The sequence below is a fragment of the Nocardioides pocheonensis genome (genome assembly GCF_003725535.1).
Taxonomy (GTDB): domain Bacteria; phylum Actinomycetota; class Actinomycetes; order Propionibacteriales; family Nocardioidaceae; genus Marmoricola; species Marmoricola pocheonensis.
In genome coordinates this window covers 312,811-337,063 of record NZ_RJSF01000019.1, presented here as the reverse complement: position 1 = coordinate 337,063, position 24,253 = coordinate 312,811, and the positions used below count along the sequence as shown (strand labels likewise).

Genomic DNA, 24,253 nt, shown 5'->3' with positions numbered 1-24,253 from the left:
GAGGCTCCGTGGTCCGACGTACGGTCACGCTCCTCGCGCTCGCGCTCCTCGCCGCAGCGTGCGGCAGCTCCGGCTCGACCGACGCCGACCGCCGGACCCCGCCCCGGCAGGGCGCCTGCCGCGACCTCGACGCCGGCGACCTGGCGAAGCCGAGCAACGCCGGCCCGGTCGTGCCGTGCACGCAGCGACACACGGCGCAGACCTTCGCCGTCGGCACGCTGCCCGCGAGCACCGGGAGCGGGTACGCCGACGCGCGGCACGGGCGGTTCGTCTACCAGGCCTGCAACCAGGCGTTCCGCGACTTCGTCGGCCTCGACGAGAGCCTGGCGATGCGGGTGCAGCTGTCCTGGGCGTGGTTCCGGCCCTCGGAGCGGGGGTGGGCCGACGGTGCGCGCTGGTACCGCTGCGACGTGGTGGGTGGCCCCGACGGGGCCAAGACGCTCCGCCCGCTGCCGGTCGACGCGCAGGGGCTGTTCAGCACCGACCTGCCCGACGCCTGGCTGACGTGCGCTCGCGGCCCCAGCGTGCCGCGCTCCACGAAGGTGCCCTGCTCCGAGACGCACGACTGGCGCGCGGTGAGCACGATCAAGGTCCGGCAACCGAAGGATCCCTACCCGGGAGACCGGATCGTGCAGGTGCTCTCGCGCGACCGCTGCTCGGAGTGGGTGGCCGCGTGGACCCACTACGCGAACGACTACGACTTCGGCTACACGTGGTTCCACGCGGCGGAGTGGGCGGCCGGGAACCGGCGCTCGGTCTGCTGGGCGAGGACCGACCGATGAGCGCCCGCACCCGCACGACGCGCGCACGGCCGGGATTGCTGCCGGCCGTCCTGCTGGCCGTCCTGCTGCTGGGCCTCACGGCGTGCAGCAGCGGGAAGCCGGAGGCGTCCCCCTCGACGTCCTCCTCGTCGTCCACGGCGACGTCCGCCGCACCCGCGCCGCCGGCTCCGCCGCCCGCGCACGCCTGCTACGACCTCGACTTCGCCGCCGCGGTGAAGGCGACCACCACCGAGCCGCCGGTCCCGTGCTCGTCCGCGCACACGACCACGACGATCCGGGTCGGCACGATCCGGCCGGTCGTCGACGGGCACCTGCTCGCGGTCGACGCCGACCCCGTGCAGCAGCAGATCGCGGGCCGGTGCCGCCGCGCCCTCGCCGCGCAGGTCGGCGGGGACGAGGAGACCCGGCGCCTCAGCCGGCTCACGGTGGTGTGGTTCAGCCCCTCGCTGACCGACAGCGACCGCGGCGCGCTGTGGTTCCGCTGCGACCTCGTCGCGCTCGCCGGGCACGACGTCCTCGCCCCGCTTCCGCGGGTGACCCGGGGGATCCTCTCCCAGGACGGCGCCCTCGACCGCTGGGGCACCTGCGGCACCGCCTCACCGGCCGCTTCCCGGTTCGAGCGCGTGATCTGCTCGCAGCCGCACAGCTGGCGGGCCCGGGCGACCGTCGACCTGCCGGCCGGCGCGGCGTACCTGGGGAAGGCCGCCGGGGCCGCGGCGGACTCGGCCTGCCACGACGTCGACGCCAAGCTGGCCGCCGACTCGCTGAAGCTGCACTGGAGCTTCGAGTGGCCCACCAAGGACGCCTGGAACGCCGGTCAGCGCTACGGCCTCTGCTGGACCCCTGACCCTGCCTGAGGCACGGGACTCAGCGCACGGGGTAGCCCGCGTCGGCCAGGGTGTGCTTGACCTCGCCGATGCGCAGCGTGCCGAAGTGGAACACGGTCGCGGCGAGGACCGCGTCGGCTCCGGCCGCCACGGCCGGCGGGAAGTGCTCGAGGCGGCCGGCGCCACCACTGGCGATGACCGGGATGCTCACCTCGGCCCGGACCAGCCGGATCAGGTCGAGGTCGAAGCCGTCCTGGGTGCCGTCGGCGTCCATCGCGTTGAGCAGGATCTCCCCCGCGCCCAGCTCCGCCGCCTCGACCGCCCAGGCGATCGCGTCCTTGCCGGCCGACTGCCGGCCGCCGTGGGTGGTGACCTCGAAGCCGGAGTCCGTGGTCGAGCCTGCCGGGACCCGCCGCGCGTCGACCGAGAGCACCAGCACCTGGTTGCCGAACCGGTCGGCGATCTCCGCGACCAGCTCGGGACGTCGCAGGGCGGCGGTGTTCACCGCGACCTTGTCCGCGCCGGCCCGCAGCAGGCGGTCGACGTCCTCGACGCTGCCTACCCCGCCGCCGACGGTCAGCGGGATGAACACCTGCTCGGCAGTGCGCGAGACGATCTCCATCGTGGTCGCGCGGCCCTCGTGCGAGGCGGAGATGTCGAGGAAGGTCAGCTCGTCGGCGCCCTCGGCGTCGTACACCTTGGCCAGCTCCACCGGGTCGCCGGCGTCGCGCAGCTCGCGGAAGTTGATCCCCTTGACGACCCGGCCGCCGTCGACGTCCAGGCAGGGGATCACCCGCACCGCGAGGGTCATCGGGAGCCACCACCGGGAAGGGTCAGCGCCAGCGCCTCCTCGAGGGTGAACCGGCCCTCGTAGAGCGCGGTGCCGGCGATCGCTCCCTCGACGCCGAGCGGCACCAGCTCCATGAGGGCCCGGATGTCGTCGAGGGTGGTGACGCCGCCGGAAGCCACCAGCGGGCGGTCGGTGCGGCCGCAGATGTCCCGGAGCAGGTCGAGGTTCGGGCCCTGGAGCATCCCGTCCTTGTTGACGTCGGTCACGACGTACCGGGCGCACCCCTCGGCATCCAGGCGCGCCAGGGTCTCGTAGAGGTCGCCGCCCTCGCGCGTCCAGCCGCGCGCGGCCAGCGTCGTGCCGCGCACGTCCAGGCCGATCGCGACGCGGTCGCCGTACGTCGCGATCGCGCGTGCGCACCACTCCGGCTGCTCGAGGGCCGCTGTGCCGATGTTGACCCGGCGGCAGCCGGTGGCCATCGCCGCCTCGAGCGACTCGTCGTCCCGGATGCCGCCGCTCATCTCGACCTTGATGTCGAGGCGGCCGACGATCTCGGCCTGGAGCTCGCGGTTCTGCCCGTGGCCGAACGCGGCGTCGAGGTCGACCAGGTGCAACCACTCCGCACCGGCGTCCTGCCAGCGCAAAGCGGCCTCGACCGGGTCGCCGAAGCGCTTCTCCGAGCCGTCGACGCCCTGGACCAGCTGGACGGCCTGTCCGTTCTTGATGTCGACGGCAGGCAGCAGCTGAAGGTAGGCGTTCACATCGGTCTCCTTGCGTCCAGCGCATTGCGTCCCGGCGTTCGGTTCCGGTCCGTGCGTCGAAGGGTCACCATGGGGTTCAGAGGGTGAAGGCAGCGATGACAGGGAAGGCCAGCGCGGCCACGAGCAGGGCCGCGAGCCGCGCCTGCCAGTCGGGACGGACGACCCAGACCACGACCTGCGTGAAGAGCAGGGCGACGATCACGAGGTTCAGCCGGGTGCGTCTGCGGCGCGCGAGCACGCCGGTCTGGCGCCCCGTGGTGAGCGGGACCAGCCGTCGGCGCAGCGCGTCGCGTCGCGCGCGCTGCCGGGCGGCTCGCTCCGAGGCCCGCACCCGGGCCGCGCGCCGGATCGCCGCCTCGCGCTCCCGCTCCTCCCGGCGACGGGCCCGCTCCTTGCTCATCGCGACGCCTTCAGCGAGGAGACCCAGTTGGCGAGCAGCCGGGCGCCGGCGTCGCCGGACTTCTCGGGGTGGAACTGCGTGGCGCACAACGGGCCGTTCTCGACCGCAGCGACGAACCGGTCGCCACCGTGTTCGGCCCACGTCACCAGCGGCGCCCGGGTGCGGCCGTTGGTGAACAGGGTCCAGTCGCGGACGCCGTAGGAGTGCACGAAGTAGAACCGCTCACGCTCGACACCCTCGAACAGCATGCTGCCCTCCGGGACCTCGACGGTGTTCCACCCCATGTGGGGTACGACGGGCGCCTGGATCCGCTCGACGGTGCCCGGCCACTCCGCGCAGCCCTCGGTCGTCACACCGTGCTCGACGCCGAGCTCGAAGAGCACCTGCATGCCCACGCAGATGCCGAGCACGGGCCGGCCACCGGCCAGCCGCCGGCCGATGATCTCCGGGCCCTTGACGGCGCGCAGGCCCGCCATGCAGGCCGCGAACGCCCCGACGCCGGGGACGACCAGGCCGTCGGCAGCCAGGGCTGCCTCCTTGTCGCCGGTGAGGGTGACCTCGGCGCCGGCTCGCTCGAGGGCGCGCACGGCCGAGCGCAGGTTGCCCGACCCGTAGTCGAGCACGACGACCCGGCGGGTCTCGACAGGCTCAACCACCGTTCAGAGCGTTCCCTTGGTCGAGGGCACGCCGGTCTCCCGCGGGTCGAGCGCGATCGCGTCGCGCAGCGCCCTCGCGAGCGCCTTGAACTGCGCCTCGACGAGGTGGTGCGGGTCGCGGCCGGAGAGCACACGCACGTGCAGCGCGATCTGGGCGTGGTGCGCGAGGGTCTCGAAGACGTGGCGGGTCAGGGAGCCGACGTACCCGTCGCGGCCGATGGCGACGTACTGCTGGCCCTCGGGCTCGCCGACGTGGACGCAGTACGGCCGGCCGGACACGTCGACGACGGCCTGCACCAGTGCCTCGTCGAGCGGCACCGTGGCGTCGCCGAACCGGCGGATCCCGGCCTTGTCGCCGAGCGCCTCCCGCAGGGCGTCGCCGAGCACGATCGCGGTGTCCTCGACGGTGTGGTGGGCGTCGATGTGGGTGTCGCCGTCGGTCTGGACGGTCAGGTCGAGCAGCGCGTGCCGGGCCAGCGAGGCGAGCATGTGGTCGTAGAAGCCCACGCCGGTGCTCACGTCGGCCCGGCCGCTGCCGTCCAGGTCGACCTCGACGAGGACCTTGGACTCCTTGGTCTCCCGCTCGATCCGTGCAGTGCGCTGACTCATGACGCAACCTCCAGCAGGGCGGCCCGGAACGCCGCCATCTCCTCCGCGGTGCCGATCGACACGCGGAGCCATCCGTCCGGTCCAGTCTCCCGGATCAGGACTCCCCTGTGCAGCAGACCCTCCCAGACCGCGTGGCGGTCGTCGAACCGGCCGAAGAGGCAGAAGTTCGCGTCGGAGTCGGCGACCTCGAACCCGCGCTCCCGCAGCCACGCGACCGTGCGGTCGCGCTCGGCGCGCAGCTCGGCGACGTTGGCCAGCAGCTCGTCGGCGTGCCGCAGGGCGGCCGACGCGGTCGCCTGCGTGACCGCGGACAGGTGGTAGGGCAGCCGGACGACCCGGAGCGCGTCGCAGATCTCCGGGGCCGCGGCGAGGTAGCCCAGCCGGGCACCGGCCAGGGCGAAGGCCTTGCTCATCGTGCGCGTGACCACCAGGTTGCGGTGGTCGCCGAGCAGCTCGAGCGCGGACGGGGTGCCCTCGCGGCGGAACTCCGCGTAGGCCTCGTCGATCACCACCAGGCCGTCCTCGCCCCCGTGCCCCGACAGCATCGTGCACAGCGTGCCGATCACGTCGTGGGGCAGGGCCGTGCCGGTCGGGTTGTTCGGCGACGGCAGCAGCACCACCGAGGGCCGGTGCTCGTCGATCACCTCGTGGGCGTGCTCGAGGTCGAACGCGAAGTCCTCGTGGCGCCGGCCGGCCACCCAGGCGGTCATCGCGTCGCGGGCGTACTCGGGGTACATCGAGTACGTCGGCGCGAACGACACCGCCGTCCGTCCCGGGCCGCCGAACGCCTGGAGGAGGTGGAGCATGACCTCGTTGGACCCGTTGGCGGCCCAGACCTGGTCAGGGCCGATGCCCCGACCGCCGTCGGCGTTGAGGTACTCGGCGAGCCCCTTGCGCAGCTCGGTGAACTCGCGGTCGGGGTAGCGGTTCAGCGTCGCGGCGGCGTCCGTGACCGCGGCCGCGATGTCGGCCACGACCGCCGCCGACGGCGGGTAGGGGTTCTCGTTGACGTTGAGGGCGACGGGCACGTCGAGCTGCGGCGCGCCGTACGGCTCGATCCCCCGGAGCTCCTCGCGCAGGGGCGGCCAGGTCATGGCGCCTCGAAGCGCACGCGGACCGCCGCTCCGTGGCCCGGGAGGTCCTCGGCGTCCGCGAGCGTCGTGACGTGGCCGGCCACGTCGGCAAGCGCGTCGCGGGAGTACTCGATCACGTGGACCGCCTTGAGGAAGGCGCGCACGGACAGGCCCGAGGAGTGGCAGGCGCAGCCCGCGGTCGGCAGCACGTGGTTCGACCCGGCGCAGTAGTCGCCCAGGGACACCGGGGCGAAGCTGCCGACGAACACGGCGCCCGCGTTGCGGACGCGCGCGGCGACGGCGGCCGCGTCGGCGGTGTGGATCTCGAGGTGCTCGGCCGCGTAGGCGTTGACCACGTCGAGGCCCTGCTCGACGTCGTCGACCAGCACGATCCCCGACTGCGGGCCGCCCAGCGCCGTGCGGATCCGCTCGACGTGCTTGGTCGCCGGCACCTGCTTGTCCAGCTCGCGCTCCACGTCGTCGGCGAGGGTCAGGGAGTCGGTGACCAGCACGGAGGCCGCCAGCGGGTCGTGCTCGGCCTGGCTGATCAGGTCGGCAGCGACGAACGCGGCGTCCGCCGTCTCGTCGGCGAGGATCGCGATCTCGGTCGGCCCGGCCTCGGCGTCGATGCCGACGACGCCCTTGAGCAGCCGCTTCGCCGAGACCGTGTAGATGTTGCCCGGCCCGGTGACCAGGTCGACCCGGCGGCACGGGCCCGCGCCGTACGCGAGCATCGCGATCGCCTGGGCGCCGCCGACGGCGTACACCTCCTCGACCCCGAGCAGCGCACAGGCCGCGAGGATGGTCGGGTGCGGGAGGCCCCCGTGCGCGCGCTGCGGCGAGCTGGTCAGCGCGATCGACCGGACCCCGGCGACCTGGGCCGGCACGACGTTCATCACCACGCTGGAGACCAGCGGCGCGACGCCACCGGGGACGTAGAGCCCGACCCGGTCGACCGGCACCATCCGCTGGGTGACGCGGGCGCCGGGCCCGAAGTCGGTGACGACGTCCTGCTCGAGCTCGGCCTCGCAGCTGGCGCGGAGGCGGCGGATGGACTCCTCCAGTCCCGCGCGCACGTCCGGGTCGAGCTCGGCGAGCGCCTGCGAGAGCGCCTCCGCGGGCACCGCGATGTCGGTCTGGTCGACCGCGTCGAACTGTGCGGAGTACTCCAGGATCGCAGCCACGCCGCGCTCCCGGACGTCGTCGCAGATCGGCCTGACCACCTCGAGGGCGGCGTCGACGTCGAATTCGGCGCGCGGCACGAGCGTGCGGTAGTCGGGGGACGCCGCAGCCGCGCCACGGAGGTCGACTCGGCGGATCATGGCACCAGTCTAGGGAGCCCCCGCGGCTCCCTTTGACCGGATTTCAGTGCGCGGGCAGGTTACGGTCCTCTCGTGACCACGGTGCCGGTGTTCCCGCTCAACAGCGTGCTGTTCCCCGGCGTGGTCGCTCCCCTGCACATCTTCGAGGATCGCTACCGGGCGCTGATGCGCGACCTGCTGCTGCTCCCCGAGCCCGCCGACCGGATCTTCGCCGTCGTGGCCATCCGCGAGGGCTACGAGGTCGGCGACCGCGGCGTGCAGTCGCTGCACCGCGTCGGCACCGTGGTGCAGGTCACCGACGTGGAGCGGTACGACGACGGACGGTTCGACATCGAGGTCACGGGCCGGCAGCGGATCGTGCTCGACGAGGTCGACCCCGCCGGGGAGTACCTCACCGCCCGCGGCGACCTCGTGGAGGACGAGGACGACGTCGAGGAGGCCGCCGACGAGGCCGTCCTCGCCCTCAATGCGTTCGAGGAGTACCGCACGGCGCTCTCGGCCCTGCGCGGGGGTCCGGTGCTGGCCGGGCCGATGCCGCGGCACCCGGCGTACCTGTCCTACACGCTGGCGGCCACCTGCCTGCTCAGCCAGGGCCAGCGCCAGGACCTCCTCGAGGCGCCCGACGCGCTCACCCGGCTGCGGATGCTGCGCCGCTCGCTGCACGAGGAGATGCAGGCGATGCGCGCGCTGCCCAGCCTGCCGGCCACCGAGGTCGCCCGCACCCGCTGGTCGCCCAACTAGTCTCTGCCCACGATGGCCAGGAAGAAGGGCGCCCCCGGCACGCCCGCGACGGTGGCACTGACCCGCGCGGGCGTCCCGTTCACCGTCCACGCGTACGAGCACGACCCGGCGGCGGCTTCCTACGGCCTGGAGGCGGCCGAGGCGCTCGGCCTGGAGCCCGCGACAGTCTTCAAGACGCTGCTCGCCGACGTCGACGGCGACCTCGTCGTCGGCGTCGTTCCGGTCACCGGCCAGCTCGACCTCAAGGCCCTCGCGGCCGCGGTGGGCGGGAAGAAGGCCCAGATGGCCGATCCTGCCGTCGCCGAGCGGGTCACCGGGTACGTCGTGGGCGGGATCTCACCGATCGGCCAGAAGCGCCCGCTGCGCACCGTGCTCGACGCCTCGGCTGACGATCACGCCACCGTGTTCGTCAGCGGTGGACGCCGCGGGCTGGACCTCGGCCTCGCACCGGACGACCTGGCCCGCGTGACCGGGGCGACCAGGGCGTCGATCGCACGGACCAGCTGAGGGGCCGGGCCGCTCAGTCCGTGGTGATCTTCAGGAGACCGTGGAACGTGTCTCCGTCGACCCACGAGCTCAGGCCGAGCGTGTGGAGCGGCTTGGTGTTCGCGTCGAAGTCGGCCGCGCTGGTGCCGCCCTCCGTGGTCAGCTCCCGCGCGAGGGCGTCGCGCCAGGCCGAGTCGAAGTCGACGTACAGGATCGCGCCGGCCCTGTCCGCCTCGGGGACGGCGTCGCGGAAGCCGCGGGCGGAGCCGAGCGTGCCGTCCTTGAGCAGCTCCGGGCCGTAGCCGCCGGTGCTGATCGCGAGCTTGTGCCCTGAGCCCTGGACGTCCATGGGGATGTCCGAGAGCTGCATCCCGAGGCGCTGCTCGACCTTGGTGATCACGGCCTGGATCTGGTCGGGGTCGCCGTGCAGCACGACTCCTGCGGGGACGTCCTCAGGACCGGCGACATCGGACAGCGAGTGCGGGGCGTGCCCTCCCAGGGAGAGCGTCACGCCACTGCCCAGCGGGGTCTGGAGGTCGTCGGGCAGGTCCAGGCCGGTCTGGTTCTCCAGGCTGGTCAGGTCGGCCAGGCTGGTGAAGGCCTCGACCAGCTGCTTGGCGTAGTCCTTGCCCACGCCGAAGCCGACGGCCGCCGCCGTGTCGCCGGGCAGGTCGGACACGTCCGGACCGATCGTCGCCAGCCCCTGCAGCTGGTTCACACCGCCGCCGGCCACGGACAGCTCCATCCCGCCGCCACTGAACCGCACGGTGCCGGCCAGCCCCCGGAAGTGCGCCAGCGCACCCTTCGCCGAGACTCGCGGGTCGGCATCACTCGAAGCGTCGGGCAGCGGCTGGAACCCCGAGCTGCCCTCGGCGAAGCTGAAGCTGCCGCGACCGGAGTCGAAGAGGTTGGAGCCGGCGTCGTCGAGGAGCCGCTCGCCGTACCGGGCCGCCCCCGGGCCGACGTAGAAGGACACGACCCCGGGGTCGCCGGCGGCGGTCGTCCACCGCCGGTACGTCGCGTCGTCGGAGAGCGGCTTTGCCTCGCCCTGGGCGAGCACGGTCCGGGCGTGGTCCGCGCTGTCGCTCGCGACCAGGTAGTCCTGGCCGACCGCGAACCCGAAGTCCTTCGGATCGGTGCAGTCGACCAGCGCCTGGAAGCCGGCCTGGGCCTTGTCGTGGTCGCTGATCTGCAGCGCGACGACGGGCACAGGGTTCTGGCCGCCGAGGTCGACGGCCGCGAGGGCCGCCCGCTTGCCGAGCCACGGCTTGACGTCGTGCTCGAAGTCGAGCTTGCCGCAGTGCCCGTCGACGATCTTGTCGAACGCGAACCGGCGGAGGTCGTCGTCGGCCTGCAGGCCGAGCGTCTTCTTCAGCGCCGGGAACTTGCGGATCGACCGGATCGCGGCGATCTTCTGGCTCGCCGAGGGGTCGAGGTCCACGCTCAGCGCCGCCAGCGTCGAGGCCGGCAGCACCTCGGCCGGCTCGGGGCCACCGCCGTCGAGGAAGGAGTACGCCGCGTACGCGCCCCCGCCGAGCATCGCCACCACGACGACGGCGACGGCGCCGATCACGCTGCGCCGTCGCGGCCCGCCTCCGCCGGAGGAACCCGGCCCCACGGTCTCGAAGGACTCGAGCGGAGTCGTGTGCTCGGCCGGCTGCTGCGGCCAGGTCGGTGAGTCCTCGGACATGCGGCGCCCCCGTGATCTGCTGTCGGCGGCACCCTACCGGGATCGGAGGGCGCTCACCGGGTCATTGCGCAACGTGACCGGACGGCTCGTCCGCCGCGTCCGCGCCGCTGCCGGTGCCGTCGACCGCGGCCGGCTCCGAAGAGCCGGTCCGGTGCTGCTCGGTGCCCCAGATGACGCCGATCGCGCCGAGCAGCGCGGTGATCGGCCAGACGTAGACCACGCCGCTCGCTCCGGGCTTGAGCTGCATCGGGACCCGGGCGCCGACCGCGGCGTGCGGGAGCACGGACTTGGGGTCGGCGGGGCCGAGCCAGAGCCCGACCCGGAGCATCACCCAGGCACCCAGGAGGCTGCCGACGGTGACGGCCGCGACCATGAGCAGCGGGTCGCGCCAGCGCATCGAGAGCAGGGCCACGCCGCTGAGCAGGCCGCCGACGGCGCCGAGGGTGAGGTACCACCCGTCGGCGGCCACCTGCTGACCGAGCTGCTCCTCGCCCATCTCTGCGTTGGTGGCAGTGCGGGTGTAGTCGGCCAGCGGCGTCACCTGCCACCAGACCACGGCGGCGAGCACCCCGAGCGCGACGAACCAGACGAGCACGACGGCCAGGTCGCGCGCCACGGGGTGGGACAGCAGCCGGCGCGGCGCGGCGGTCGGCGGCACGGTCAGCCCAGACATCCGGGCCCCAGGAGCTGCTTGAGGTCGGCGAACAGGGCCGGGCTCGGCGTCACTCGGTGGCCGTCGTCGACGCGGAGCACCCGTGTGGAGGCGCGGGTGAGCAGCTTGAGCTGCACCTCGGACATGCCGGGGTGGGTGCGGAGGATCTCCTTGAGCTGCTCGACCACCGGCGGGGTGCAGCGGGTCGAGGGCAGCGAGATCACGACCGGGCCGCTCGGCCCGTCGCTGAGGTCGGGAAGGCTCAGCTCCTGGCCGTGCAGCTCGGGCTGGTCCTTCTGCCGCGACAGCCGGCCCTTGACGGTGACGATCGCGTCCTGGGTGAGCAGGTGGGCGGCGAGCTGGTAGGCGCTGGGGAACAGCAGCACGTCGATCGCGCCCTCGAGGTCCTCGAGCGTGACCATCGCCCAGGTGTCCCCACGCTTGGTGACCTTGCGCTGGACGGAGGTGATCAGTCCGGTCACCGTCACCGTGGTGTTGTCGGCGCGCTCCTCGTCGAGCATCAGCTGCCCGATCGTGCAGTCACGCACGGAGGAGAGCACGTGCTCCATCCCGAGCAGAGGGTGGTCGGAGACGTAGAGGCCGAGCATCTCGCGCTCGTGCCCCAGCAGCGTCATCTTGTCCCAGTCGTCGATGTCGGGCACGGCGATCGAGACGCCGAAGCCTCCCGAGTCGTCGTCGAGCCCGTCCAGGCCCGCGAACAGGGAGTCCTGGCCGATCGCCTCGTTCTTCTTGATGTCGACGTACTGGTCGACGGCCACCTCGTGGATCGCGACGAGGGCGCGGCGCTTGTGCTTCATGTCGTCGAAGGCGCCGGCCTTGATCAGCGACTCGATCACCCGCTTGTTGCAGACGATCGCCGGCACCTTGCTCATGAAGTCGTTGAAGTCGAGGTAGCGGCCCTTCTCCCGGCGGGCGACGACGATGCCGTCGACGACGTTGTGGCCCACGTTGCGGACCGCCCCGAGGCCGAACCGGATGTCGGTGCCGACCGGGGTGAAGTCCGCGTCGGACTCGTTGACGTCGGGCGGCAGGACCTGGATCTTCATCCGGCGACACTCGTTGAGGTAGATCGCCATCTTGTCCTTGTCGTCCTTCACCGACGTGAGCAGCGCGGCCATGTACTCCGCGGGGTAGTTCGCCTTGAGGTAGGCGGTCCAGTAGGTGATGACGCCGTACGCCGCGGAGTGGGACTTGTTGAACGCGTAGTCGGAGAACGGGAGCAGGATCTCCCAGAGCTTGTCGATCGCGTCCTGGGGGAACCCGCGCTCGAGCATGCCGGACTGGAAGCCGGCGTACTGCTTGTCCAGCTCCTCCTTCTTCTTCTTGCCCATCGCCCGCCGCAGGTTGTCCGCGGCGCCCAGGGTGAAGCCGGCCAGCGCCTGGGCGATGGCCATCACCTGCTCCTGGTACACGATCAGGCCGTAGGTCTCGCCCAGGACCGGCTCGAGCGCCTCGGCGAGCGCCGGGTGGATCGGCTCGATCGGCTCGCGGCCGTTCTTGCGCCGGGCGTACTTGTTGTGGGAGTCCGCACCCATCGGGCCCGGACGGTAGAGCGCGCTGACCGCGGTGATGTCGGCGAACTGGTCGGGCTGCATGGACCGCAGCAGGGCACGCATGCCGCCACCGTCGAGCTGGAACACGCCGAGCGTGTCACCGCGGCCCATCAGCTCGTACGTCGCCCGGTCGTCGAAGGGGAGCTCCTCGAGCACCAGCTTCTTGCCGCGGTTCGCCTCGATGTTGATGACCGCGTCCTCGAGGATGCGCAGGTTGGACAACCCGAGGAAGTCCATCTTGACCAGCCCGAGCGCCTCGCACATCGGGTAGTCGAACTGCGTGATGATCGCGCCGTCCTGCGGGCGGGCCATGATCGGGACGATGTCGATCAGCGGCTCGCTCGACATGATCACGCCCGCCGCGTGCACACCCCAGTTGCGGATCTGGCCCTCCAGGCCCAGGGCGGTCTGGTAGATCGTGCGGACGTCGGGATCCTGGTCGTGGAGCGTGCGGAACTCCGCACCCTCCTTGTAGCGCTTGTGCTCGGGGTTGAAGATCTCCTTGAGCGGCACGCCCTTGCCCATCACGTCGGCGGGCAGCGCCTTGGTGATCTTGTCGCCGATCGCGAATCCGTGGTCGAGGACCCGCGCGGCGTCCTTGATCGCGGCCTTCGCCTTCAGCCGACCGAACGTGGCGATCTGCGCGACCCGGTCGGCGCCGTACTTGTCGCTGACGTAGGCGATCACCTCGCCGCGACGGGCGTCGTCGAAGTCGATGTCGAAGTCGGGCATCGAGGGGCGCTCGGGGTTGAGGAAGCGCTCGAAGAACAGGCCGTGCTCGAGCGGGCAGAGGTCGGTGATCCGCAGCGCGTACGCCGCGATCGAGCCGGCGCCCGAACCGCGCCCCGGGCCGACCCGGATGCCGTTGTCCTTGGCCCAGTTGATGAAGTCGGCGACCACGAGGTAGTAGCCGCAGTAGCCCTTCTGGGAGATGATCGCGAGCTCCATCTCGACCCGGTCGCGGACCGCCTGGTCGAGCCGGTCGCCCGGGTAGCGCGCCTCGATGCCGCGCCAGACCTCCTTGCGGAACCAGGAGTCCTCGGTCTCCCCCGCCGGCACGTCGGCGCGCGCCATGTAGCCACCGGTCGACTCGGTGAACTCCACCTGGCAGCGCTCCGCGATCGCCACGGTGTTGTCGCACGCCTCGGGCATGCCGAACCCGTCGGCCCAGAGCTGGCGCATCTCGGCGGCGGACTTGATGTAGTAGCCGCCGCCGTCGAACTTCAGGCGGTTGGTGTCCGAGAGCCGCTTGCCCGAGGCGACGCAGATGAGCGCGTCGTGCGCGTCGGCGTCCTCGGGGTTGTTGTAGTGCGAGTCGTTGGTCGCGATCGGCGGGATCGAGAGCTCCTTGCCGAGCCGGAGCAGGTCGTCGCGGACGCGCTTCTCGATCGCGATGCCGTGGTCCATCAGCTCGAGGAAGACGTTGTCGCGGCCGAAGATGTCCTGCAGCTCGCCGGCCTCCTGGACCGCCTCGTCCCACTGACCGAGGCGCAGCCGGGTCTGGATCGCCCCGCTCGGGCAGCCCGTGCTGACGATCAGGCCGCTGCTGTGCTCGGCGAGGATCTCCTTGTCCATCCGGGGCTTGTAGAAGTAGCCCTCCAGGCTGGACCGGGACGAGAGCCGGAACAGGTTGTGCATGCCCTCGGTGCTCTCGGCCCACATGGTCATGTGGGTGTAGGCACCACCGCCGGCGACGTCGTCGCCGCCCTCCTCGGCCGCGTCGCCCTTGCCCCAGCGCACCCGGCGGCGCTCGCCCCGCATCGTGCCGGGGGTGAGGTAGGCCTCGATGCCGATGATCGGCTTCACGCCGTGCCGGTGCGCCTTGGAGTAGAAGTCGTAGGCGCCGTGCAGGTTGCCGTGGTCGGTCATCGCGATCGACGTCATGCCCAGGTCGTTGACCCGGGAGAACAGACCGTCCAGCAGGGAGGCCCCGTCGAGCATGGAGTACTCGGTGTGCACGTGCAGGTGCACGAAGGAGTCGGAGCCGGTCGACATGGAGCGGGTTCTCACCTTCCCGGAGGGTCGCGGACGGGACGCGCTGCCGCGTCATCTGGGGGAAGACCGACAGCGTACGTCAGTGTCTCAGCCACCTCGGACAAGGCGCGCGGGTACGACCGGATCGACGTCGGCGAGGGCCTCAGCGACCGGCCATCTGCTGCAGCCGGGCGATCCGGTCGGCGGTCGGCGGGTGGGTCGAGAACAGCCGAGAGACGTCCTGGGCGCGGAACGGGTTCGCGATCATCAGGTGGCTGGCGTTCTGCAGCTGCGGGGTGGGCGCGAGGGGCCGCGCCGCGACACCGTGCTCGAGCTTGGCGAGCGCGCTGGCCAGGGCCAGCGGGTCGCCGGTGAGGCGCGAGCCGTCCTCGTCCGCGTCGTACTCCCGGGTGCGGCTGATCGCCATCTGGATCACGGCGGCCGCGATCGGCGCGAGCAGGCTCACCGCGATCAGGGCGAGGGGGTTCGGCCGGTCCTCGTCGTCCCCGCCGCCGAAGATGTTCATGAACATCAGCATCTGGGCGACCGAGGTGATCACGCCGGCGATCGCGGCAGCGACCGAGGAGGTCAGGATGTCGCGGTTGTAGACGTGCATCAGCTCGTGGCCGAGCACGGCGCGCAGCTCGCGCTCGTCGAGGAGGCCGAGGATGCCCTCGGTGCAGCACACCGCGGCGTGCTCGGGGTTGCGCCCGGTCGCAAACGCGTTCGGCGCCTCCGTGGGCGAGACGAAGAGCCGGGGCATCGGCTTGCCGGCCTTCGCCGAGAGCTCCTGGACGATCCGGTACATGGCCGGCTGCTCGGCCGGGCTGACCGGGTAGGCCCGCATCGCCCGGATCGCGATCCTGTCGGAGTTCCAGTAGCCGTACGCCGTCATGCCGACCCCGAAGAGCGCGAACACCCAGAGGTACTGGCCGCCGCCGATCACCGAGCCGAGAGCGAGGAGCAGCCCGAAGATCCCGCCCAGGAGCAGCGCGGTCTTCAGGCCGTTGTAGTGCTGGTGCATGTCAGGAGAACGCCGACGGACTCGCGGACGTTCCCGGACGCTCGGAGGCTGGGAGCCACGCCACGTCGGCACCGTGCCCGTGCGTCCAGGCGACCGGGACGCCGTCGACCGCGAGCAGGAACCGGCCGCTCCTGGCGGGTGCCGGGACAGGCACGCCCGGCAGCACTCCCGGGGCCTCGTTGCTGACCCAGTGGCAGGCTCCGCGGCCGACCAGGTCGGTCATCATCGCGACGAACTCGGGGCGACGGTCCGGCTCGAGGTAGACCACCACCGCGCTGTGGAACACGACGGGCACCCCGGGGGCCTCGGCGACGAGCGCCGGCAGCGTGTCGAGGAGGTCGCCCCTGACCAGGCGAGGCGGCTCGTCGCGCGCGACGGCGACCGCGGCCTGCAGCCGTGCCCGGCGCGACGTCTGCTCCGGCCAGACCAGCGTGAGCAACCACGCGACGTCGTCCTCGCGGGTGACGTCGAGTGGGTTCAGGTCGACGCCCGCGCGCCACGTGACCTCCAGGGGCCGCTCCGGCACCGGGAGCGGGCCGTCGGCCGCCGTGGTGAGCACCGGTCCGCCGGTGCCACCCAGCACCCGGACGCCCTCGTCGGTCGCCCAGCGGTAGTCGTAGCGGTCCGGGTAGAGGCAGAGGCCGGCGCTGGCACCGGCCTCGATCAGGCTGAGCGGGCCGCCGAGCATCGCGAAGACCGGTGCCAGCGTGGCCAGCCGGCCCACCTCGTTGGTCTGCGTCGACCGCGCCAGGATCGTCCGCGCGAGCGTCCCGTCGTCCTCGAGCAGGGCGGTGCGCAGCGCGTCGTACGGGCCCGGAGCGGGTACCCCGTGCCACCGGGCGGCCGCGAACACCAGGTTCGGCTGGCGCTTGCGCTCGGGCAGTCGCGCCAGCCACTCCAGCACCTCGCCGTCCCGGGCCACCGAGTGCGCCCAGTGCTCGAAGCAGGGCGACTCGCCGGCCGCCTCGGCGGCGAACCCGCGGTAGACCGCCGCGGTGTCGCCGAACACCTCCATCAGGCGCGCGGGCCTGACTCGTAGGCCTCGAGCGACTCCCCGATCACGACGTCCATGATCCGTCCGATCGCCTCGGCTCCCAGCCCGGGAGCGTGCGCCGCCATCCGCTCCGCGATCTGCCGCTCGCGGTCCGGGTCGCGGCCCTCGCGTCCGGGCTGGTGCTTGAACCCCTGCACGGCCGTGGTGAGCGCGAACCTCCGGGCGAGCAGCAGCGCCAGCTCGTCGTCGACATGGTCGATCTCGCGGCGCAGGAACCCGATCGGGTCGTCCCCCGGCCAGGCCATCCGGACGTCGGGGCTGCGCTCTTGGTTGCCCGACCCGTCGGTGTGCTCGAGCTCGACGAGCCCGTGGCGGTGGTAGAAGCCGCGCGCGGCGGCGTTGCTGGCGAAGACCCACAGCCCGAAGCCACCGGGTCGGCGAGCCTTGACCAGGTCGAGCAGGGCGGTGCCGATGCCGAGCCCCTGGTGCTCGGGGCCGACGTACAGCGCGTCGAGGAAGGCCTCGTCGAGCGTGGCGAACCCGACCAGCTGGTCGGCCTCGGCGATCCACACCTCCTTGTCGGCGATCACGCCGGTCATGAAGGCGAGCACGGACTCGGGCGTGTGCTGCTGCGGAGGCATCGCGGGCTCGGCGGCGCGACGCGTGGCCAGGTAGAGCTCGGTGAGCTCCTCGGCGTCGTCGGACGTGGCGGGTCGCAGGACCAGGTCGACGTCAGTGCTCATCGCGGATGGTCTCGAGGGCGGCAGCGAGGTCGGGCGGGTACTCCGACTCGTACTCGACGTACTGGCCCGTGTCGGGGTGCTCGAAGCCGAGGCGTACGGCGTGCAGCCACTGCCGCTCCAGACCGAGCCGCCGCGCCAGGGTCGGGTCGGCTCCGTAGGTCAGGTCGCCGACGCACGGGTGCTTCAGCGCGGCCATGTGCACCCGGATCTGGTGGGTGCGTCCGGTCTCGAGGTGGACCTCGAGGAGGCTCGCGAACCGGTGCGCCTCGAGCGTGCTGTAGTGGGTCACGCTGTGCTTGCCGTCGTCGCGCACGGTGAACTTCCAGTCGGACTTGGTCGCGCGCCCGATCGGCGCGTCGATGGTGCCCTCCCAGGGATCGGGGTGGCCCTGCACGAGCGCGTGGTAGACCTTGTCGACCGTGCGGTGGCGGAAGGCGTTCTTGAGCACGGAGTACGCGCGCTCCCCCTTGCAGATCACCATCACGCCGGAGGTGCCCACGTCGAGGCGCTGGACGATGCCCTGCCGCTCGGGGGCACCGCTGGTCGCGATCCGGTAGCCGGCGGCGGCGAGGTGGCCGACCACGGTGGGGCCGGTCCAGCCCATCGACGGGTGGACCGCGACGCCCACGGGCTTGTCGATCACCACGATCGACTCGTCGTCGTGGATGATCGTGATGCCCTCGACAGCCTCGGCGCGCACCTCGAGCGGGTCGGTGGTCGCGGGGAGGGTCACCTCGAGCAGGCTGCCGGGGACGAGCCGCTCGGACTTGGCGGCCGCCGAACCGTCGAGGCGGACCAGGCCCTGGCCGAGCAGGTCGGCCGCACGGGACCGGGAGATGCCGAACATCCGGGCCAGCCCGGTGTCGACCCGCTCGCCGGCCAGGCCCTCGGGCACCAGGAGGGCGCGCTCCTCCGCCGACGACGTCACGGCGCGGCCTCGGTCTCGTCGGCGTGCCGTCCGCGCAAGGGGATCCCGCGTGCGGACTGGAGCACGATGAGGGCCGCGGCCACGTTGATGCACATGTCCGCGACGTTGAAGATCGGCCAGTGCGGGAGCTGCAGGAAGTCGATCACGTGGCCGCGCAACGGACCCGGCTCACGGAAGATCCGGTCGGTCAGGTTGCCGGCGATGCCGGCCAGCAGCAGGCCGAGGGCCCAGGCCCAGCCGGTCGTGCCCACCCGGGTCGCGAGCACCAGCACCACGACGAACGCGACGAGCGCGAAGACCGCGATCACGGGCGTCAGCGAGCGTCCCGTGCTGAACGCCGCGCCCGCGTTGCGGGTGAGGTTCAGCCGGAGCAGCGAGCCGACCACGTCGACCGGACCACGGTCGGCGAGCTCGCGCTGCGCGACGACCTTGGTGGCGAGGTCGACCAGCCACGCGACGAGCGCGATGCCCAGCACCAGCCCCAGACGGGACGCCCCGGAGTGAGATGCGTCGTCGCGGGTCAGCGACGCTCCTCGCGCTGCTTGCATGTCATGCACATTGTCGCACGGGGGAACACCATCAACCGATTCTTGCCGATCGGGTTGCCACACATCTCGCAGACGCCGTAGGTGCCGTCGGCGATCCGCTCGAGCGCGTGCTCGGACTGGACCAGCATGTCGCGCGCGTTGTTGACGATCGTCATCTCCTGGTCGCGCTCGAACGTCGCGGACCCGACGTCGGCCTGGTCGCTGCCGGCGCTCTCGCCTGCGTCGCGCATCAGGTCGGCGAGGTCACCGGCCACCTCGTCGAGCTCGGCGGTGAGCCGCTTGACGTCGGCACGGAGCTGGTTGCGGACCTCGTTGAGCTCGTCCTTGGTCCAGGGATCCTCGGCCTCGAGCACGACGAGCTTGGCGGCGGACGTGCGCGGTGCTGCGGACGCCTTCTTGGCGGGAGCGGGGGTTGCCTCGGGGGCCTTGGTCACAGGTGCTGTCTTCCTACGGTCGGTCGCTGCTGTCGTGGATGCGGCCTTCGTGGCCGGTGCCGTCTTCTTGGCGGGTGCCGTCTTCTTGGCGGGTGCCGTCTTCTTCGCGGGCGCCGCCTTGGCGGGTGCCGCCTTCTTCGCCGGTGCCGTCTTCTTGGCGGGTGCCGCCTTCTTGGCCGGTGCCGCCTTCTTCGCCGGAGCCGCCTTCTTGGCCGGTGCCGCCTTCTTCGCGGGCGCCTTCTTGGCCGGAGCCGCCTTTNTTCTTGGCGGGTGCCGTCTTCTTGGCGGGTGCCGTCTTCTTCGCGGGCGCCGCCTTGGCGGGTGCCGCCTTCTTCGCCGGTGCCGTCTTCTTGGCGGGTGCCGCCTTCTTGGCCGGTGCCGCCTTCTTCGCCGGAGCCGCCTTCTTGGCCGGTGCCGCCTTCTTCGCGGGCGCCTTCTTGGCCGGAGCCGCCTTTTTGGCCGGAGCCGCCTTCTTGGCCGGAGCCGCCTTCTTGGCCGCAGCGGCCTTCTTCGCGGGCGCCGCCTTCTTGAGCGCGACGGTCGTGCCGGACGACCGCGGCTTCGCCGCCGAGGAGGAGCGACCCACCACCTTGCGCGCCGCGGCGCCTGCTCTGCTCACCAGAGATCGCTTGCCGGTCGTTGCCATGATGTGGTGCGCCCCCGATCGGGCTGAGAGTTCGTGATGCCCGGCGGGCCGGGCTCATCACCGTGGGCGCGAGGATATGTGCAAGTCCCTGCCCCTTCAAGGCGCCGTTCCGGGGCGTTCGCCAATTCATTCCCGCCGGGAATGCCCCGAGATCGGTCCGTCCCCGGTCGGCGGCACGTGTGCACTCTGGCACACTTGTGCTGCTGCACGACATCGATGGGACCAGTAGCCCGTCGTACGGCCAGGAGCGACCCGGGGGCGGTGCGAGCCCGGGGGCACGACGACGACGCGAACATCAGCCCTGAGTCGCCGGAAGAAACACGGTCGCACGCCAGCGTCCGCGGACTAGACCCGGCAGCGGCGACCGATGAAGAGGGCCGGCCCGGCAGCGCCGTCCGGCCAAGGAGGGTGGTACCGCGGGAGCCGCACGGCTCTCGTCCCTTCGTGTGGTGACGAACTCCTCGCTGTCGGACACGAAGGATCCCTGGTGACCCAGTACAACCCCGTCCCTCCCCAGGTCGACCTGCCTGCGCTCGAGCGTGACGTGCTCGCGCTCTGGGAGCGCCAGACGACCTTCGCGCGCTCGGTGGAGCTGACCCGCGACGGCGAGCCGTGGACGTTCTACGAGGGTCCGCCCACCGCCAACGGCATGCCGGGCACGCACCACGTCGAGGCCCGCGTCTTCAAGGACGTCTTCCCCCGGTTCCAGACCATGCGCGGCCGGTACGTCGCCCGCAAGGGCGGGTGGGACTGCCACGGCCTCCCCGTCGAGCTGGCGGTCGAGAAGGAGCTCGGGTTCTCCGGCAAGGCCGACATCGAGGCCTTCGGGGTCGCGGAGTTCAACGAGCGCTGCCGCGAGTCGGTGCTGCGGCACGTCGACGCCTTCGAGCAGATGACCGAGCGGATGGGCTACTGGGTCGACACCGACGACCCCTACCGCACCATGGACCCGTCCTACGTCGAGTCGGTGTGGTGGGCGCTGCAGCAGATCCACCGCAAGGGCCTGCTCGTCGAGGACTACCGCGTGGCGCCGTACTGCCCGCGCTGCGGCACCGGGCTCTCCGACCACGAGCTCGCGCAAGGCTACGAGACCGTGACCGACCCGTCGGTCTACGTCCGCTTCCCCCTCACCAGCGGTCCGTACGCCGGCGCCACGCTGCTGATCTGGACCACGACTCCCTGGACCCTGGTCTCCAACGCCCTCGTCGCGGTGCACCCGGACTTCACCTACGTGACCGTGACCGACGGCAGCGAGACGCTGGTGGTCGCCGAGAGCCTGGTCGACAGCGTGCTGGGCGAGGGCTGGACGGTCGAGGACCGGTTCCAGGGGGCCGACATGGTCGGCTGGACCTACCAGCGACCCTTCGACCTCGTCGACTGGCCTGACCACAGCGAGGCAACGCAACCACGCACCACACCCAGCCATCGAGCCCAGCCACACTCAGTCGTCACCGAGGAGTACGTCACGGCGGAGGACGGCACGGGTCTGGTGCACCAGGCGCCGGCCTTCGGCGAGGACGACTTCCTCTCCTGCCGGCGCAACGGCGTCGCGATGGTGAACCCGATCGACGGCACCGGGCACTTCGAGGCCGAAGTACCCCTGGTCGGCGGGCAGTTCTTCCGTCACGCCAACACCGACCTGGTGGCCGACCTGCAGGCCCGCGGGCTGCTCTTCCGGCACCAGGCCTACGAGCACAGCTACCCGCACTGCTGGCGTTGCCACACCGCCCTGCTCTACTACGCGCAGCCGTCGTGGTACGTCCGCACCACCGCGGTCAAGGACGCGCTGCTGCGGGAGAACGAGCAGACCAACTGGTTCCCCGAGACGATCAAGTGGGGCCGCTACGGCGACTGGCTGAACAACAACATCGACTGGGCGCTGTCCCGCAGCCGGTACTGGGGCACACCCCTGCCGATCTGGCGCTGCCCCGAGGGCCACCAGACCTGCGTCGGCTCTCTTGCCGAGCTGAGCGACCTGACCGGCACCGACCAGTCGGGCCTCGACCCGCACCGGCCCTTCGTGGACGCGGTCACCTTCGCCTGCCCCGAGGAGGGCTGCGGCGCGACGTCGACGCGGGTGCCCGAGGTGATCGACGCCTGGTTCGACTCCGGCTCGATGCCGTTCGCCCAGTGGGGCTACCCGCACGTCGAGGGCTCGAAGGAGCGGTTCGAGACGGCGTACCCGGCCGACTTCATCTGCGAGGCGATCGACCAGACCCGCGGCTGGTTCTACACGCTGATGGCGATCGGCACGCTGGTCTTCGACCGGTCGTCGTACGCCAACGTGCTCTGCCTGGGCCACATCCTGGCCGAGGACGGCCGCAAGATGAGCAAGCACCTCGGCAACATCCTCGAGCCGATCCCGCTGATGGACGAGCACGGTGCCGACGCGGTGCGCTGGTTCATGGCCTGCTCCGGCTCGCCCTGGGTCGCGCGGCGCGTCGGGCACGCGAGCATCCAGGAGACCGTCCGGAAGGTCCTGCTGACCTATTGGAACTCCGTGGCCTTCCAGGTGCTCTACGCCCGCGCCGCGGGCTGGGCGCCGGGCCGGGCCGACGCGCCGCCGGTCACCGAGCGACCGGTGCTCGACCGGTGGCTGCACGCCGAGACCGCACGGCTGGTGGTCGAGGTGACCGAGGCCTACGAGCGCTTCGACACCCAGCGGATCGGCACCCTGCTGGGCCAGTTCGTCGACGACCTCTCGAACTGGTACGTACGCCGGTCGCGCCGGCGGTTCTGGGACGGCGACCCCGCCGCCCTGCAGACCCTCCACGACGCGCTGGTCGCACTGACCCAGCTGATGGCGCCGATGGTGCCGTTCATCACCGAGAGGGTCTGGCAGGACCTGGTCGTGCCGGTCACCGACGGCGCTCCGGAGTCGGTGCACCTCTCGGCGTGGCCGGTGGCCGACGAGAGCGCCGTGGACACCGATCTCTCGGCGTCCGTCGCGATCGCCCGCAGGCTGGTCGAGCTCGGCCGGGCCGCGCGCGCCGAGGCGAAGGTGAAGATCCGGCAGCCGCTGCGGCGCGCGCTGGTCGGCACCGCGGCGTACGGACGGCTCAGTGACGAGCTGCGGGCCGAGGTGGCTGACGAGCTGAACCTCGGCGAGCTCGAGCCGCTCAGTGCCGCCGGCGCCGACCTGGTCGACCACACCGCGAAGGGCAACTTCCGCGCGCTCGGCAAGAGGTTCGCGCAGGAGACGCCGAAGGTGGCCGCCGCGATCGCCGCCGCCGACGCGACCGCGCTCTCCGCGGCACTGGCCGAGACCGGCACCGCGACGGTGACCGTCGACGGGAACGAGGTCGAGGTGCTCGCGGACGAGGTGATCGTCTCCGAACGGCCGCGCGAGGGCTGGGCGGTGGTCAACGAGCAGGGCGAGACGGTGGCCCTCGACCTCGAGGTGACCCCGGAGCTGCGCCGGGCCGGTCTCGCCCGCGAGGTGATCCGGCTGATCCAGGAGACCCGGAAGAACAGCGGCTTCGACGTGTCCGACCGGATCGCCCTGACCTGGGCCGCCGAGGGTGAGCTGGCGGAGGCCGTCGCGGAGCACCGCGAGCTGATCGCGCGCGAGGTGCTGGCGACCACGATGGCAGAAGCCGAGTCCGTCGACACCTTGACGGTGCGCGATGACGAACTCGGCTTCAGCTTCACGCTGTTCCGTGGGTGACGCCGTCCGGGAGTGAGGTCCGAGAGCCCCCGGGGCGGCGTGGCCTGACGGCCCGGTCTCAGTTGTCCCCGGGCTCCTCGCCCAGGATCGAGCGCAGCCGCTTGGGCGCGTGCTCGGCCTGGGCCGGCAGCGTCGCGACGCTCGAGGCGTTGCCGTCGAGAGCCTCCAGCTGCTGGGTGAAGTAGCTCTTCAGCCGGCTGCGGTACTCCCGCTCGAAGGCACGCAGGCCTTCGATCTCGGTGTTGAGCTGGTCCTTCTCCTTCTCGAGGTTGCCGAAGATCTCCTTGCGGCGGGCCTCGGTCTCGGAGTCGAGCATGGCGGCACGCGTGCGTGCGTCGGACTCGAGCCGGTCGCTCTTGGCCTTGACCTCGGCCTCGAGCCGCTCCGCCTTCGCGCGGGCGGCGCCGACGATGCGGTCGGCCTCGTCCTTGGCCTCGGAGACCAGCTCGTCGGCGTTGCGCGTGGCGATCTCGAGCAGCTTCGCCGCCGCGCTGGACGCGTCGGCGACGGTGGTCACCTTGATCTCCTGCGCCGGCGCGGCGGCCGGGACGGGAGCCGGGGTCGGGGCGGGGGCCGGCTCGGGGGCCTTCTCCACCACCTGGGGCGCCGGGGCCGGTGGGGCCTCGCCGCCACCGCCGCGCTGGGCCGCCGCGAGCTTCTGCCGGAGGTCGTCGTTCTCCTTGTTGAGGCGCTCCAGCTCGGCTTCCACCTCGTCGAGGAACTGGTCGACCTCACCCATGTCGTAGCCCTCACGGAGCCGGACCGGAGTAAAGCGCTTGTTGCTCACGTCCTCAGGCGTCAGCGGCATGACCTCACCCATTCTTCGTTAGTCGGACTTCAACGTGGTCGGATTGAACAATAGCCCGTGCGCCTCCGGGCGGCATGCGCGCCTCTGAGTCGGCCGCGAGTCGGCCCCCGAGTCGAGCCCCGAG

General features: G+C 71.9%; 22 protein-coding genes. 5 read left to right on the top strand and 17 right to left on the bottom strand.

Annotated elements, in window-relative coordinates; genetic code table 11:
- The first annotated feature begins 8 nt into the window (after window positions 1-8).
- Together EFL26_RS07460 and EFL26_RS07455 are read left to right on the top strand one after the other, a co-directional pair.
- The gene (locus EFL26_RS07460) at window positions 9-782 is read left to right on the top strand and encodes a septum formation family protein (RefSeq protein WP_123222240.1); all 774 of its coding nucleotides are present in this window, start codon (window positions 9-11) and stop codon (window positions 780-782) included.
- Complete coding sequence (locus EFL26_RS07455; protein ID WP_148046657.1) at window positions 779-1,639, top strand: septum formation family protein; 861 nt, start codon at window positions 779-781, stop codon at window positions 1,637-1,639. The genes EFL26_RS07460 and EFL26_RS07455 overlap by 4 nt, the downstream gene beginning before the upstream one ends.
- A 10-nt stretch (window positions 1,640-1,649) precedes the next feature.
- On the opposite strand, the gene hisF is transcribed toward EFL26_RS07455, so the two are convergent.
- The 7 genes from hisF to hisD form a co-directional block, all read right to left on the bottom strand.
- Entirely contained in the window at window positions 1,650-2,420 is a 771-nt protein-coding gene (gene hisF / locus EFL26_RS07450; protein WP_123222238.1) for an imidazole glycerol phosphate synthase subunit HisF, read from the bottom strand.
- Window positions 2,417-3,160: a bifunctional 1-(5-phosphoribosyl)-5-((5-phosphoribosylamino)methylideneamino)imidazole-4-carboxamide isomerase/phosphoribosylanthranilate isomerase PriA gene (gene priA / locus EFL26_RS07445; RefSeq protein ID WP_123222237.1), complete on the bottom strand. Its 744-nt coding sequence runs from the start codon at window positions 3,158-3,160 to the stop codon at window positions 2,417-2,419. Before priA ends, hisF begins: the two co-directional genes overlap by 4 nt.
- A gap of 76 nt (window positions 3,161-3,236) precedes the next feature.
- Window positions 3,237-3,560: a hypothetical protein gene (locus EFL26_RS07440; RefSeq protein ID WP_123222236.1), complete on the bottom strand. Its 324-nt coding sequence runs from the start codon at window positions 3,558-3,560 to the stop codon at window positions 3,237-3,239.
- Window positions 3,557-4,216 (bottom strand): imidazole glycerol phosphate synthase subunit HisH, encoded by a 660-nt coding sequence (gene hisH / locus EFL26_RS07435; RefSeq protein ID WP_123222235.1) that lies wholly within the window; start codon window positions 4,214-4,216, stop codon window positions 3,557-3,559. The genes EFL26_RS07440 and hisH overlap by 4 nt, the downstream gene beginning before the upstream one ends.
- Before the next feature lie 3 nt (window positions 4,217-4,219).
- Window positions 4,220-4,825 carry an imidazoleglycerol-phosphate dehydratase HisB gene (hisB, locus tag EFL26_RS07430; RefSeq protein ID WP_123222234.1) on the bottom strand — a complete coding sequence of 202 codons (606 nt, stop codon included), beginning with the start codon at window positions 4,823-4,825 and terminating at the stop codon, window positions 4,220-4,222.
- Window positions 4,822-5,919 carry a histidinol-phosphate transaminase gene (locus tag EFL26_RS07425; protein ID WP_123222233.1) on the bottom strand — a complete coding sequence of 366 codons (1,098 nt, stop codon included), beginning with the start codon at window positions 5,917-5,919 and terminating at the stop codon, window positions 4,822-4,824. Before EFL26_RS07425 ends, hisB begins: the two co-directional genes overlap by 4 nt.
- On the bottom strand, window positions 5,916-7,220 hold the full coding sequence (hisD, locus tag EFL26_RS07420) for a histidinol dehydrogenase (protein ID WP_123222232.1): 1,305 nt from the start codon (window positions 7,218-7,220) through the stop codon (window positions 5,916-5,918). The genes EFL26_RS07425 and hisD overlap by 4 nt, the downstream gene beginning before the upstream one ends.
- 72 nt (window positions 7,221-7,292) lie before the next feature.
- Between hisD and EFL26_RS07415 the strand changes: the two genes are divergently transcribed.
- Both EFL26_RS07415 and ybaK read left to right on the top strand, forming a co-directional pair.
- Window positions 7,293-7,961 carry an LON peptidase substrate-binding domain-containing protein gene (locus EFL26_RS07415; protein WP_123222231.1) on the top strand — a complete coding sequence of 223 codons (669 nt, stop codon included), beginning with the start codon at window positions 7,293-7,295 and terminating at the stop codon, window positions 7,959-7,961.
- A gap of 12 nt (window positions 7,962-7,973) precedes the next feature.
- The gene (gene ybaK / locus EFL26_RS07410; protein WP_123222230.1) at window positions 7,974-8,468 is read left to right on the top strand and encodes a Cys-tRNA(Pro) deacylase; all 495 of its coding nucleotides are present in this window, start codon (window positions 7,974-7,976) and stop codon (window positions 8,466-8,468) included.
- Window positions 8,469-8,481: 13 nt separating this feature from the next.
- Here the strand turns inward: ybaK and EFL26_RS24130 are convergent, their stop codons facing one another.
- From EFL26_RS24130 to EFL26_RS24500, 9 genes are all read right to left on the bottom strand, one after another.
- On the bottom strand, window positions 8,482-10,137 hold the full coding sequence (locus EFL26_RS24130; RefSeq protein ID WP_183408077.1) for a DUF3352 domain-containing protein: 1,656 nt from the start codon (window positions 10,135-10,137) through the stop codon (window positions 8,482-8,484).
- A 61-nt stretch (window positions 10,138-10,198) separates the two neighbouring features.
- The gene (locus tag EFL26_RS07400) at window positions 10,199-10,810 is read right to left on the bottom strand and encodes a hypothetical protein (RefSeq protein WP_148046656.1); all 612 of its coding nucleotides are present in this window, start codon (window positions 10,808-10,810) and stop codon (window positions 10,199-10,201) included.
- Window positions 10,798-14,358: a DNA polymerase III subunit alpha gene (gene dnaE / locus EFL26_RS07395; protein WP_123222228.1), complete on the bottom strand. Its 3,561-nt coding sequence runs from the start codon at window positions 14,356-14,358 to the stop codon at window positions 10,798-10,800. The genes EFL26_RS07400 and dnaE overlap by 13 nt, the downstream gene beginning before the upstream one ends.
- Before the next feature lie 142 nt (window positions 14,359-14,500).
- Window positions 14,501-15,361, bottom strand: coding sequence for a zinc metalloprotease HtpX (gene htpX, locus EFL26_RS07390; RefSeq protein WP_123222227.1), 861 nt, complete (start codon window positions 15,359-15,361; stop codon window positions 14,501-14,503).
- Between the two features lies 1 nt (window position 15,362).
- Window positions 15,363-16,376: a DUF2332 domain-containing protein gene (locus EFL26_RS07385; RefSeq protein ID WP_123222226.1), complete on the bottom strand. Its 1,014-nt coding sequence runs from the start codon at window positions 16,374-16,376 to the stop codon at window positions 15,363-15,365.
- Window positions 16,376-17,098: a GNAT family N-acetyltransferase gene (locus tag EFL26_RS07380; protein WP_123222225.1), complete on the bottom strand. Its 723-nt coding sequence runs from the start codon at window positions 17,096-17,098 to the stop codon at window positions 16,376-16,378. Before EFL26_RS07380 ends, EFL26_RS07385 begins: the two co-directional genes overlap by 1 nt.
- A complete protein-coding gene (locus EFL26_RS07375; RefSeq protein ID WP_123222224.1) occupies window positions 17,088-18,026 on the bottom strand; it encodes an RluA family pseudouridine synthase in 939 nt (312 codons plus the stop codon). Before EFL26_RS07375 ends, EFL26_RS07380 begins: the two co-directional genes overlap by 11 nt.
- Window positions 18,023-18,574: a signal peptidase II gene (locus EFL26_RS07370; protein ID WP_123222223.1), complete on the bottom strand. Its 552-nt coding sequence runs from the start codon at window positions 18,572-18,574 to the stop codon at window positions 18,023-18,025. Before EFL26_RS07370 ends, EFL26_RS07375 begins: the two co-directional genes overlap by 4 nt.
- Entirely contained in the window at window positions 18,547-19,008 is a 462-nt protein-coding gene (locus EFL26_RS24500; protein WP_221176866.1) for a TraR/DksA family transcriptional regulator, read from the bottom strand. The genes EFL26_RS07370 and EFL26_RS24500 overlap by 28 nt, the downstream gene beginning before the upstream one ends.
- Window positions 19,009-20,141: 1,133 nt before the next feature.
- Between EFL26_RS24500 and ileS the strand changes: the two genes are divergently transcribed.
- Window positions 20,142-23,321, top strand: coding sequence for an isoleucine--tRNA ligase (gene ileS, locus EFL26_RS07355; protein ID WP_123222222.1), 3,180 nt, complete (start codon window positions 20,142-20,144; stop codon window positions 23,319-23,321).
- Between the two features lie 58 nt (window positions 23,322-23,379).
- Here the strand turns inward: ileS and EFL26_RS07350 are convergent, their stop codons facing one another.
- A complete protein-coding gene (locus EFL26_RS07350) occupies window positions 23,380-24,129 on the bottom strand; it encodes a DivIVA domain-containing protein (protein ID WP_123222445.1) in 750 nt (249 codons plus the stop codon).
- Window positions 24,130-24,253: the final 124 nt, after the last annotated feature.

What these genes read in the sequence shown, in the direction of transcription:
- EFL26_RS07455 (WP_148046657.1), top strand. Translation starts at nt 779, where the DNA reads ATGAGCGCCCGCACCCGCACGACGCGCGCACGGCCGGGATTGCTGCCG.
- hisF (WP_123222238.1), bottom strand. Translation starts at nt 2,420, where the DNA reads ATGACCCTCGCGGTGCGGGTGATCCCCTGCCTGGACGTCGACGGCGGC.
- EFL26_RS07440 (WP_123222236.1), bottom strand. Translation starts at nt 3,560, where the DNA reads ATGAGCAAGGAGCGGGCCCGTCGCCGGGAGGAGCGGGAGCGCGAGGCG.
- hisB (WP_123222234.1), bottom strand. Translation starts at nt 4,825, where the DNA reads ATGAGTCAGCGCACTGCACGGATCGAGCGGGAGACCAAGGAGTCCAAG.
- EFL26_RS07425 (WP_123222233.1), bottom strand. Translation starts at nt 5,919, where the DNA reads ATGACCTGGCCGCCCCTGCGCGAGGAGCTCCGGGGGATCGAGCCGTAC.
- hisD (WP_123222232.1), bottom strand. Translation starts at nt 7,220, where the DNA reads ATGATCCGCCGAGTCGACCTCCGTGGCGCGGCTGCGGCGTCCCCCGAC.
- ybaK (WP_123222230.1), top strand. Translation starts at nt 7,974, where the DNA reads ATGGCCAGGAAGAAGGGCGCCCCCGGCACGCCCGCGACGGTGGCACTG.
- EFL26_RS24130 (WP_183408077.1), bottom strand. Translation starts at nt 10,137, where the DNA reads ATGTCCGAGGACTCACCGACCTGGCCGCAGCAGCCGGCCGAGCACACG.
- EFL26_RS07400 (WP_148046656.1), bottom strand. Translation starts at nt 10,810, where the DNA reads ATGTCTGGGCTGACCGTGCCGCCGACCGCCGCGCCGCGCCGGCTGCTG.
- dnaE (WP_123222228.1), bottom strand. Translation starts at nt 14,358, where the DNA reads ATGTCGACCGGCTCCGACTCCTTCGTGCACCTGCACGTGCACACCGAG.
- htpX (WP_123222227.1), bottom strand. Translation starts at nt 15,361, where the DNA reads ATGCACCAGCACTACAACGGCCTGAAGACCGCGCTGCTCCTGGGCGGG.
- EFL26_RS07385 (WP_123222226.1), bottom strand. Translation starts at nt 16,376, where the DNA reads ATGGAGGTGTTCGGCGACACCGCGGCGGTCTACCGCGGGTTCGCCGCC.
- EFL26_RS07380 (WP_123222225.1), bottom strand. Translation starts at nt 17,098, where the DNA reads ATGAGCACTGACGTCGACCTGGTCCTGCGACCCGCCACGTCCGACGAC.
- EFL26_RS07370 (WP_123222223.1), bottom strand. Translation starts at nt 18,574, where the DNA reads ATGCAAGCAGCGCGAGGAGCGTCGCTGACCCGCGACGACGCATCTCAC.
- EFL26_RS07350 (WP_123222445.1), bottom strand. Translation starts at nt 24,129, where the DNA reads ATGCCGCTGACGCCTGAGGACGTGAGCAACAAGCGCTTTACTCCGGTC.